This window comes from Flavihumibacter sp. CACIAM 22H1 (assembly GCF_001601815.1).
GTDB lineage: Bacteria > Bacteroidota > Bacteroidia > Chitinophagales > Chitinophagaceae > Flavihumibacter.
In genome coordinates this window covers 21357-32864 of the sequence record NZ_LUKG01000019.1, presented here as the reverse complement: position 1 = coordinate 32864, position 11508 = coordinate 21357, and the positions used below count along the sequence as shown (strand labels likewise).

Sequence of the window (11508 nt, the reverse complement as noted above, 5' to 3'; positions counted from 1 at the left end):
ACCGGAGCTTTGCTGGGATAACCTTCTATCTGGATAATTTTTTCATGGCCCTTGGCTGTTTGGATCCGCACCTGCCTGGAAATTCGTTTGGCCGGACGAACTTCTTGCATCCAGCTCCGGATTATTTCCCGGTCCTGTGGATCTATTACCCGATCCAGTACCCAGTTGAGGTGGGGAACATCTTTTCCGGCCGGCCAATCAAAAAGTGCATAAAATCCATTGGAGCAGAGTAGCTTTTTTTGGTCGGGATACCATTCGAAATAGCCGCCTTGCAGTAATTGTTCTGATTGTTCCTGGCGTTCTACAATCTCCTGCAAACGCGCCCTTTTTTTTGCCAGTCTTTTTTCAGTGGTCCTGAAATAAAGCCATAACATCAGTAGAATTAAAAAGGAAACTACAAATAGGAGAAGAAAACCAATAATGTTTCTTAACCGTATAATTTTAACGGTGTGTAGTAAGTGTTCAAACTGGCTGGCTGAATCAGCTTTTAAACGCTGAAGTACGGAATTTATATCCTGTCGAAACAGGCGCATTCCATGTTCCTGGAGAATAGCTGCGGCAGCAGCTTGCCCATGTTTTTGATAAGTGCTATCGATACGCTTTATTCGTCCTGTGCCTTCCTTAAGTAGAAAGCCCAGTTTTTGAATGCTGGTTTCCCGCGTGGAAACTGGTGAAAGAATACTGGAGAGGCTATCCGCTTTGTTCATTTCAGCCAATGATTTTTCCATAGAGGCCGCCTGCCCGAATAAGATAAAATCCCGCAGGTCAATTCCAGCTCTTGAAATACTTGCCTGGATAAGATGCAGCCGTTCTTTTTGTTCTTCTTCCTGGTAAATTTGTTTATTGATTTCTATCTGTTCCTGATAACCCAGGTAGAAAACAATAAAAGAGGAAATAATAATCAGGGCGGCTATTGCCAGGATACTATAGGTGCGGATATGGTTGGTAAGTTTAAGCAATGCTTTTATTTTGGTAGCCTGAAATAAAATATACTGCCTTCGCCGACTACTGATTCCACCCAAATTTCTCCGCCCTGCCAGTCAATAATTTTTTTTGCTATGGCCAGTCCCATGCCGGAGCCCGGAATTTCAGGGGTATAATTCAACCGCTGAAATATAACAAACACTTTCTCTTTGAAGGCTGCTTCGATGCCGATGCCGTTGTCTTTTACAGAAAATTCCCAGTACTGGTCCAATTCCTGGCAGGAAACCTCTATCAGTGGTTGTTTTCCTGGCTGGCTGTATTTTATTGCATTGCTGATAAGATTCTGGAGTACCTGCTGTAAGGGTAATTTGTATGTGTATAAAGAAGGCATTGGATGTACGGAAAGACCTACATTTTTTTCTTCCAACTGATTTTGTAATAGTTGCACCACATCTTTAATAACCAGGTTGGCATCTACCAGTTCTCTGGTGGTGTTCATCCTGCCCACCCTGGAATACTCTAATAGATCGAGAATGATACCCCGCATCCGTTTTGCCCCATCTACGGCGAAATAGATATATTGATTGGCCTTTTCATCCAGTTGAGGGCCGTATTTCTTTTCCAGCATGGTAAGAAAGCCGGTAATCATGCGCAGCGGTTCCTGGAGATCATGGGAAGCGACAAAAGCAAACTGTTCCAGTTCGGCATTGGAACCGGCAAGTTCGTGGTTAATGCGCTTTAATTCCTGGTTCAGGTTTTTCAGAGAGGATTCAAAGTTTTTACGTACGCTTATGTCTGAAAGTGCGCCCACCATTCTGATTACCTGTCCTTCTTTATTGCGGATAAGGGTACCCTTATTGGAAACGTATGCGTAACTGCCATCAGACCGGCGAAAACGAAATTCGATATCGATGTGATGGTGTTCGGGATCGTTGGTTGCTTCCCGGATATTCTTGCCCAATAGGGGCAGATCATCGGGGTGTACCATGTCTTTCCATTCATTTGGCCCAGTACCTTCTGCTTTAACCGGATAGCCGAAAATTTTACTGAAACGATCGTTCCAGATCAGCCGGTTATGAATCAGGTCCCAATCCCAGATAGCATCGTTGGTTGCTGAAGAAACCCGTTCAAAGCGGTCGTTGGCCTCTTCGAGTTGCAGTTGTACCAGTTTCTTTTCATGAATATCCTGGATACTTCCGTAAATCCGTACGCATCTTCCCTGGTGAAAACTGGCCTGGCCGATTAACCGCACCCATCTCGATGCGCCTTTTGCTGTTCGGATTTCTACCTCTATATCCCAGGGTTTCTGATCAAAAAGAACTTCCTGCAATAGCTTACGCACTCGTTCCCGGCTGCTATGGCGGATATATTCCAGCCGGTTATTCAACCTTAACTGAAGTCCATCTTTTAGTTCCAAAATCTGGCGGGTAATTTTGGAACAGAAGATGTATTTATCGCTCATGTTGATTTCCCAACTTCCTACCCTGGCAAGTTTGGAAGTGTTGTCAATAAGGTCTTCCAGCTCTTTCATTTCTGTAATATCCCGACCATAGGCAAAGGCCAGTTTTTCACTTCCGAAAATTTCGGAGCTGCTCCAGGAAATCCAACGTTGTTCGCCAGTTTTGGTGATATACCGGTTAACAACATTGACCGCTTTTTTATTGAGCGGAATAATTTCTCCGAATTCTTTAAGCGTTTGCATTACGTCATCCGGATGAATAAACATATGATAAGGGCGGCTGGTAAGTTCCTGGCTGGAATAGCCCATTATAGCGCAAAAAGTAGGATTTACCCTGGTGAAATAACCTTCCGGTGAAACAATAGCCAGAATATCCGGAGCGCTTTCAAATACCAGTCGCATTTCTTCTTCCTGCTGTTTCCGCCGGATTTCTGTACCAAGCGATGGTAGTATGGATTCAAGTATTTCAAGGTTAGCTTGCTGTTCTTCCAGGTCAGTATTTTTTCCCAATACCAGTGTGCCCAGTATTTGCCCATTATCAAAAATAGGTAAACCGCTAATGGCTTTCAGGTTGGCTTTGCTGGCGGCTTCTTTGCGGATAAAATTTTTCTGAATACTGGTCTGGTCCCAATAGGTGGGTTGTTTATTTTTCCATACTGTACCTGGTAAACCGTTACCGGGTGAAAATTCCTGTACTGGTTGACTGCCTGGATAAAAAGCTTTTTCTGTTTGTGGGTTTAAATGATAAGCTACCAGCTTTATCTTATCCTGCCGGTTGTTTAACAACCAGAGTTCTGCCAGCGACCAGTTTCCGGTCTGTGCCAGGTAGTCGGTTACTCTTTGCAGAATTGCCGGTAAGGTATCGGTTGATTTGAATAAATCCGTTATATCCTGTTCAATCAGTTTTCGTAATAAAACAAGTTTGGATTCGGTTTTGTCGCGAATGGATCCGATCATTCGGAGTGGCCGGCCTTCTTTGTCGCGGATCAGGTAAGCGATTTCTTCTACATAGGCATAACTGCCATCTGCTTTTCGGAAGCGGAATTTATTTATCCAGCTATTCTGTTGGGTGTCTTTCAGGAATTCGTCCCAGCGTTGTTTGTTTTTTTCGGCATCCTGGTAGTGGGTAAGTTCAATCCAATTGGCCAGGCGGAAGGGAGTTGTTTTGGCGGAATGACCGAATAGCCGGTAAAAGCCTTCGCCCCAATAGAAGCTGTCGGCTTCAATATCCCAATCGTATAAAGCATCATTGCTGGCTTTATAGATCAACTGGTAGCGTTCATTGTTTTGTTTCAGCAACTGGTGTGCTTCCACTAATTGCGTAATATCGATGCTGTTTATAACAAATCCCTGCACGGAGGGTAGTTCCAGTAAATTGGTGCCTACACTTTGCAGCCAACACCAGGAGCCATCTTTTTTTCTATAGCGAAAAGGGGGGGCTTGTACACTCAGTTCAGACCCCAGTCGCTCAAATGCCTGCCTGGTGGCCGATATATCATCCGGATGTACCAGTTCAAGCGAGTTGGTGCCCATTAGTTCTGCTGCGTCGTAACCCAGCATTGCGGGAAAATTGGCACTTAAATAAGTGTATTCGCCGGCCTTGTTCAGGATTACACAAAGGTCGGTGGTGCCTGCTATCAAGGAACTGTAACTATTACCCGGCGTTGGCTGATGGACCGGCGGAATAGTGCATAATAACTGGCGCTCGGCAGTGCCGGAACCCGGCAACAGGCTTAATTCCAGCAACAGTTTGCTGGAAAAAGGACCGTCAATTACCAGTTTGTCCTTTTGAAGTGATTGGACTGGAGCGGTATTTTTATGCAGTTTTATTTTCTTAACCCAATGGTTTAAAGCAGGGCTTGCGCAAATGGTTGTACCCAGCTGATCAGTTTCCTGAAAAGCTTTATTGGAATGCGTTATGCATACAGGTTCATCATCAGCGATGCGTAATACCACAGCCGGATAGGGGATTTCATTGAGAAGAAAATCAACCATTGCCATCTAAGTTACATTATGCTCTTTAAAGGGTGAACAATCAGCGAAACTTGGAATTATATCGATAGCAGTCCTAAGAGAAAAATAGTAGTTTTTCAGGCATTCGTACCATTAAAATAGTCGTAAACCAGTTTTGCTTTCGCTTTGCCTACTTCCGGCTCCAGTTCTTCCATTGTTTTTTCGCGGATTTGAGCAATGCTGCGAAAAACCCGTAATAATCGGGTGGCGGTTGATTTTCCGATACCCGGTATAGTTTCCAGTTCGTTTTTAAAAGTTCCTTTACTACGTTGGTTGCGGTGAAAACTAATGCCGAATCGATGTACTTCATCGCGGATACGACGAATCAGTTTAAGGGATTCGCTGTTATAGGGTAAACGAAGCGAATCAGAATCGCCCGGGAAAAATAGCTCTTCCTCATTTTTTGCCAAACCAACCAATGTCATGCTACCTGTTAACTCAAGGTCATGGATGGCTTCCATAGCAGCTCCTAACTGGCCTTTTCCGCCGTCGATTATTACCAGTTGAGGAAGGGAGGCCTGCTCGTCTTTTAGCCGTTTATACCGCCTGGTAACTACTTCTTTCATGGTGGCAAAATCGTTAATGCCTTCCACTGTTTTTACATTATAATGGCGGTAGTCTTTTTTGCTGGCGATGCCCTCCCTGAAACATACCATGGCCGAAACCGGGAAGGCACCCTGGAAATTGGAATTGTCGAAGCATTCTATATGAACAGGCAATTCAGGCAGCTGCAAATCTTCCATTAACTGGTAGAGTACCTGTTTTTTTTCGAAATCGGACTTCCCTTCGAGATGTAAGGTTTTTTTTCTTCGGATCTCGTCCTTGAAATAATTTACGTTTTTGAGGGAAAGGTCCAGGAGCTTTTTTTTATCTCCGGCTTTTGGAACGGTAATCGTGCGTACTTCTTCTTCAATTGCTTCTTCCTGAAACTCGGGTAATTCAAAGGGTAGAATCAGTTCATCGGCTAAACTGTTAAAGGAGGCCCGCAATTGCCCGATGGCATAACGCAATACCTGTTCTTCTGTTTCATCCAGATGGGTTTCCAACTGTATGGTATGTGTTTGTACGATCGTGCCATGTTGTACCATCAGGTAATTAACATAAGCAATATCGCCTTCTTTTAAAATGGAGAAAACATCCAGGTTGCCCAGGTGTTTACTCACAATTACTGACCTGGACTGGTATTGTTCAAGGTATTCCAGTTTGCGCCGCATCATTTCTGCTTTTTCAAACCGGAGATTAGTGGCATGCAGTTGCATTTCCTGTTTGAATTGTTGCATAACTGGCCCCAGGTTGCCTTTCATGAGGTTTCTTAATTGCAGTAGTCCCTCGCGGTAGTCCTCTTCTGTCTGAAGGCCTTCACAGGGGCCTTTGCAATTACCTAAATGATATTCGAGGCAAACTTTATATTTTCCTTTCTGAATAGAGGCACTGCTCAGGTTGAGCTTGCAGGTTCTGAGCGGAATAGTCAGTTTGATAAAGTCCAGTAGTTCGCGGACTTTGCCCACGGAAGTAAAGGGGCCGAGGTATTCAGAGCCATCGTTGATTTTTTGTCGGGTAAAAAATACCCGGGGGAAAGGTTCTTTTTTGATGACAAGATAGGGGTAGGTTTTATCGTCTTTCAGGTCTATATTGTACCTGGGCTGGTATTGTTTAATCAGGGCATTTTCCAGTAAAAATGCATCCTGTTCGGAGTCTACGATCGTAAATTCAATACGGGCAATGCGCTGCACCAGTTCATGGGTTTTGTAACTGGTAAATGTTTTTGAGAAATAAGAACTGATCCGTTTGCGTAAACTCTTGGCTTTACCAACATATAACAACGTATTGCTACTGTCGAAGTATTTATAAATACCCGGCGATAGTGGGATAGTGGAAGCTAGTTGTTGAAATTCTGCGGCAGTCATTCCTTATTCGGTTGGGTCCCAAACTACTTTAAGGGTGGATTGAATGGGGTTGGAGGCTCCTGCAGATTTCGTCCGGATGATCTGGTAATAATGTCCATCGTTCCAGAAAAGTTTTTCCTGCACAAGTGTATCTCCGATTGAAAAGGCTTTTTCCAGATAAATGCTACGAACCTTGTCTGAAACGGATGGGTTGGGTTGCAGTACCACATCCGCTCTTTTCAGGGGCATTGTTTCCTCTTTTGACAAGTAGTTGAAAGTGATACTGGGTATTGATTGATCTGCAAAACTGCTTTCTGTAAAATGGCTGGCTACGTCTGGTTTGGCAATATCGGGTTCGGTAAAGGGCCTAGCTAACTCAAGGCAATCCTTTGTTGAAAGCAGGGTAGTATCATTTCCTTCTGCGCCTGTGCGGTACAGCGTTACCGGTAACTGAAGCGAATCTATTTCCTGGAGCTGCGACCGGATATAATCGGCAATAGGGAAAGGTGTACTGGTAGCGGCTTGCTTTTCAGAGATTTTAGCAGGCTCATTACAACCACCTGATAATGCGATCACCAGCATTGCTGGTCCGGCCAGGTAAAACACTCGATTTAAACATTGCATACACGAAATTACGTAATCCTTTTGACCGGTCGGGTAATAGCCCACCGGCGACAACAGCGTGGTGAAAAATTAACGAAGCGGGTGAGTTATGCCGATTTTAAGGCCGTATTCCATCAGGTTTTCCTTGATGGGGTATTCTTTCTTAAAGGTGGATAGCAGGTTATAACGGAACTGCGGACCAATTTGCCAGTTCACCTTACCCGATCTGTAGGTAACAAAAACTTCCATACTGCTGGCCAGGTTCCAGCGCCGCAGCAGGGAGGGTTCGCTCACATAGTTGCTGAAATCGCCGCTCAATTGCAATTGGTTGGTGTTCAGCAGGTAGCTTGGTTGAAGAGAACCTCCAAGGTTTACCTGGAGCCGTTCATCGCCAAAAAGTTTCAACTCTGCACCAATCGGCATGGATATCTGCAAATAGGCATTATGCAAACGGGCTGGTCGGTTACCTGCTAGGTTGCGGATATTGGAGGTGGTGATCAGAGTATCTGGCCGGAAGCCCAGGCTTGGGTTGAGGGCAACCATGGTTCTTTCCTTGGGGTGCGCAAAAGCACCGATGCTGTACCTGGTCAGGTTCAGTTGCAGACCTGTTTTCAATACAAGTGAACGGTTCAGCCGGTATCGCATACCGCCGCCCAGTTCAAAACCAATGGCTGGTTTATGATCTACAAACTGGTTAACATTCAGCCGGCTAACCATGAGGGGTGAGTTGCCATAAGTTATCCAGTTCCTGCTTTCAAAGAGGTTCCTGTATCCAACTGATGGAACAAAATGAAAAGAAGTTTCCCATTTATTTTTATGCCGGGCGGACGGAACCACCACCGCTGGCGCAGAAATTGGCGGATGAGAGAAGGGCCTGTTTTTTTGAATTGAGGGTTGCGCCGCTACTTTATTAAGTTGTTCCAGGGAAGGGGGCAGTGCGGTTTCCATATTGTCTGAGGCAGCGATCGAAGAAAGATCTGCGGATAGCTCTTCTTCGTTGGGAACAGCAGCCCTTGCAGTAACCAGGTCTGGGTTAAGCGGGCGAACCGGTAAGCTGAATAAATTGTATACAGGAAGGGTAAGGCGGGGTAGTACCAAATCCCAATGCGACATGGAAAACTGGCTGGCATAGCCAAAATTAGCGGAGAAGATGGTGGGTATGGTTACCAGGGAGGGGCGAAGTTCGCGCGAAATGCTCAATGGTTTAAGAGCTACCGGTGCTTCAATTGTCAACGGTGGCATAAATGATTTGGCCCGAAGCTTTTCAATAATATCATCCACCGTAACGGAGGAAAAATGCTGGTGAAAATCGGTATTTTCTGTTGAAGAAGAAGCCGGGTATTTTGCTTGCCGGTGCGGTAATACGGTATGGGTGGCCAGCCAGAATACACCTGACAGAACCAGCAGCAGCAGTATGGCGATCATCGTTCTCCTTTTTCCGGGGTGAAACCTGCGGTAAATATTGGTCCACACCCCATCGGAAGGATACATCCTGTGTTGATCAGCATTTTCACGAAGAAACTGCTCAAATTCGTCCTCAAAAAATTGTTGCTCCATTTCTCTTCCGGTTAGGGATACCTGAACTTTTTCCAACCCTTCCCCATACTAAGAGTACTATTAGCGTCCAAACGCTGCTAATAATGACACTTTATCCTGGGGTTTAGCCATAATTTTTCTCTTAACCAGGATTTCTTCAAGCATCTGACGGGCACGGGTATATTGAGAACGACTTGTACTTTCTTCAATGTCGAGTACGGTCGCAATCTCCTTGTGCGAATATCCTTCCAGTGCATAGAGGTTCAGAACGGTCCGGTACCCTATAGGCAGCATTCGGATACATTCAATAACCTGCTTTGCCTGCACTATGGATGGAATCGACTCCTCCCTGACCTGCAAACCGGTGGCGTGAATCAGATCGACATTTTCATTAAACTTCTTGTTGCGCTTCAGATGGTTGATACAGGTATGCACCATAATTCTCCTGATCCAGCCTTCCAGCGCTCCCTGAGCGCGAAACGTATGGATCTGGGAAAATACTTTAATGAAGCCTTCCTGCAACATATCCTCCGCATCTTCACGGTGGTGCGCAAAACGATAACATACCGCCAGCATCTTGGAATTATACTTATGGTACAATTCTTTTTGCGCCATTGGATCGTTGTTTATGCAACCTTGCAGGAGTGCTTCTTCCGTCATATGAGGGATTATACTCTTGTAATTTAGGGAATTTTTCTTGTAACTACACTATGTGTAATAAAGAAGGCGGGATCGGAATCCCGCCTTGCACAAGGCTTAGATCAAATTTGTCCGGCTTAAAAACTGGCTCGTAAACTTGCTATAAAATTAGAGCCGGCGGCCACAATTCCACTTGAATAAGGGCGATATCGCTGATTCGTAAGGTTTTCCCAGCCCAGGCTTACCAATAACGAAGGCAGTATCCGGTAGCTTCCCTTTATGTTCAGGGTATACCATTCGGGGCTAAAGGGCTTTCCTGAGGCGTCCAGCGCATAGATATCCGTTTTTGCCTGTTCGGAAGGGGCCAGGTCGGCGGCTTTTATTGAGCTGTTATAGATCAGGTTGGTTTCCAGTAGCCAGTCTGCTTTTTTAAACTGCAATGCCAGGTTGCCAAAAAAAGGAGGGGCATGCCGCAAGGGTACCTGTTTGTCGGAGCCCGGTGCATCATTCGTTTCTCTGCCCCAGGTATAATTGGCATTCATTTTAAGCATCCACCGGCGGTGCACCGGTAATGCGGCAGCCGCCTGCAGGCCCCAAACCGTAGCTTTAGCCACATTCTGAAGTGCATTCACCTGGCTCAATACGCCATCAAATACAATGCTGTCTCGCCCATTGAAAGAAAAGGGCCGTAATACGATTGCATCTTGCAGGATTGTATAAAACCCGGTTAATTCCAGCCTGCCCGCCGGGCTGCCTGCTGCTTTTGACGGAATATCATGGGCTATTCCCATTTCCATATTCCATGCATACTCTGGCTGCAGACCCGGGTTGGGGACGGTTAGATGACCGGGGGCGGATTCAAACAATTTGCCAATATCATCGATATTGGGCATGCGGTAACCGCTGGAAATATGTGCGTGTATTTGCCAGTTAAGCGCCGGCCGGTAAACCGTTCCAAGGTTAACCGTAAGCGCCCCTTTTTTAATCGAAGCCTGCTCATAAGGAAAAGGAATAAAGCGGTCATCAAATGCAGCTTTGAGTCCATTGTAACTGTATCGTACACCCGACGTAAGGGTAACATCCTTATGCAGGTTGATTTTGTAACTGCCATACAAACCTGCCGTATACCATTTGCTTTTATCCGGATAACGGCTTACCGCAGCTTCGGATTCTCCGGTTGTGATGTCTGTGCTGCTGCCGGTAGAGCCTACTTTATTGTGTACATATTCTGCTCCCCAATACAATTGTCCGGCTCCGATCGTTTTTACTGCGTCCAGGTTAGCCGACAGGGCGTCTACGGCTTCCGCCTGCCGGTTCCGGATGGTTCTGTTGAAGGTTCTGTCGAGCCGGCTCTCCGCATAGTTCTGGTAACCTGCCGTAAAACGAAGATTATCATACAATACTGTTTTCTGTGTGCTTAAGAAATGCAGGGTATGCATGCGCCATAACATCGGACCGTAATTCCATTCAGCAAACCGCAGGCGTCCAGACCGGTATTGAAGCAACCGATCATAGCGGGGATGGGTACCCGTACCACCATAGGTGAAGGCATATTGCAAGGTCATCTTATCATTGATCCGGTACTTTAGCTTTTGTAAAAAATTCCACTGCTCGTAGCCCGAAAAACGCTGGGTACGAGGATCCTCATTGCTAAGAATAGTATCCCGGTTGTTCTGCCGGACTACGTATTCCGGCCTCAGATAACGATCCTGCCCACCGTGCTTCCCCATCCTCAGATCATCGAATTTGCTGTAAGTGACGGAAGATAACCAGGAGAGTTTTTGTCCGGCTATATTCCAGTCGGCATGTAGCGTGTTTTCATTGTTAGCACTTGAATACCTGGCTTGTGCCGATCCTTTTACAAAAAGGTTTTTACCGGTTGAAAAACGAGGTTCCAGACTGTGAAAGTCCATTACGCCGCCAATAGCATCAGATCCGTAAATAAGACTACCCGGACCAAAAACTACTTCTGCTGCTTCCAGTGCCAGCGGGTCTATACTGATTACGTTCTGCAGGTTACCGCTCCGGTATATGGCATTGTTCATACGCACACCGTCCATTACCAATAAAACCCGGTTGGTAGCAAAGCCGCGTATCATCGGACTTCCTCCACCCAACTGACTTTTTTGAATAAAGACCGATCCGCTTTGTGCCAACATATCGGCAGCTGTCTGGGGTTGTTGCAGTTGGATCTGCGCGCGGTTGATTTTTGTGATCTTATTGGGGACTTCATTTAATTGCTGTTCCCATTTATTGAAGGAAATAATTACTTCTCCCAGTTCCTGTATGCTGGTACTGTCTTTTTTTTCCTGTGCATAAGCTGATTGCCCTGCTATCAGTGCCCCTGCCATCCATAGAACATTCAGGGGTATACGATAACAGCCACAAAAGCATATAATGCGTTGTGCTATCATGAAATTTAGTTAAGATGAAAAACTTGTTTTGTCA

The 11508-nt window shown here is 45.6% G+C and carries 7 protein-coding genes; all 7 read right to left on the bottom strand.

Translation table 11 applies throughout. From position 1 onward, the window contains the following. A partial coding sequence (locus A1D16_RS07600; RefSeq protein WP_290708759.1) for a hypothetical protein occupies positions 1 to 959 on the bottom strand: 959 nt, incomplete at its 3' end. Positions 960 to 964: 5 nt separating this feature from the next. Further along, on the bottom strand, positions 965 to 4378 hold the full coding sequence (locus A1D16_RS07595) for a PAS domain-containing protein (protein WP_290708758.1): 3414 nt from the start codon (positions 4376 to 4378) through the stop codon (positions 965 to 967). A 95-nt stretch (positions 4379 to 4473) separates the two neighbouring features. Continuing rightward, positions 4474 to 6303, bottom strand: coding sequence for an excinuclease ABC subunit UvrC (uvrC, locus tag A1D16_RS07590; protein WP_290708757.1), 1830 nt, complete (start codon positions 6301 to 6303; stop codon positions 4474 to 4476). Between the two features lie 3 nt (positions 6304 to 6306). Continuing rightward, positions 6307 to 6906, bottom strand: a complete 600-nt coding sequence (locus tag A1D16_RS07585) for a hypothetical protein (RefSeq protein ID WP_290708756.1) — start codon at positions 6904 to 6906, stop codon at positions 6307 to 6309. Positions 6907 to 6975: 69 nt separating this feature from the next. Further along, complete coding sequence (locus A1D16_RS07580; RefSeq protein WP_290708755.1) at positions 6976 to 8442, bottom strand: hypothetical protein; 1467 nt, start codon at positions 8440 to 8442, stop codon at positions 6976 to 6978. 60 nt (positions 8443 to 8502) lie between these two features. After that, on the bottom strand, positions 8503 to 9081 hold the full coding sequence (locus tag A1D16_RS07575) for a sigma-70 family RNA polymerase sigma factor (RefSeq protein ID WP_290708754.1): 579 nt from the start codon (positions 9079 to 9081) through the stop codon (positions 8503 to 8505). 116 nt (positions 9082 to 9197) lie between these two features. Continuing rightward, positions 9198 to 11474: a TonB-dependent receptor gene (locus A1D16_RS07570; RefSeq protein WP_290708753.1), complete on the bottom strand. Its 2277-nt coding sequence runs from the start codon at positions 11472 to 11474 to the stop codon at positions 9198 to 9200. Positions 11475 to 11508: the final 34 nt, after the last annotated feature.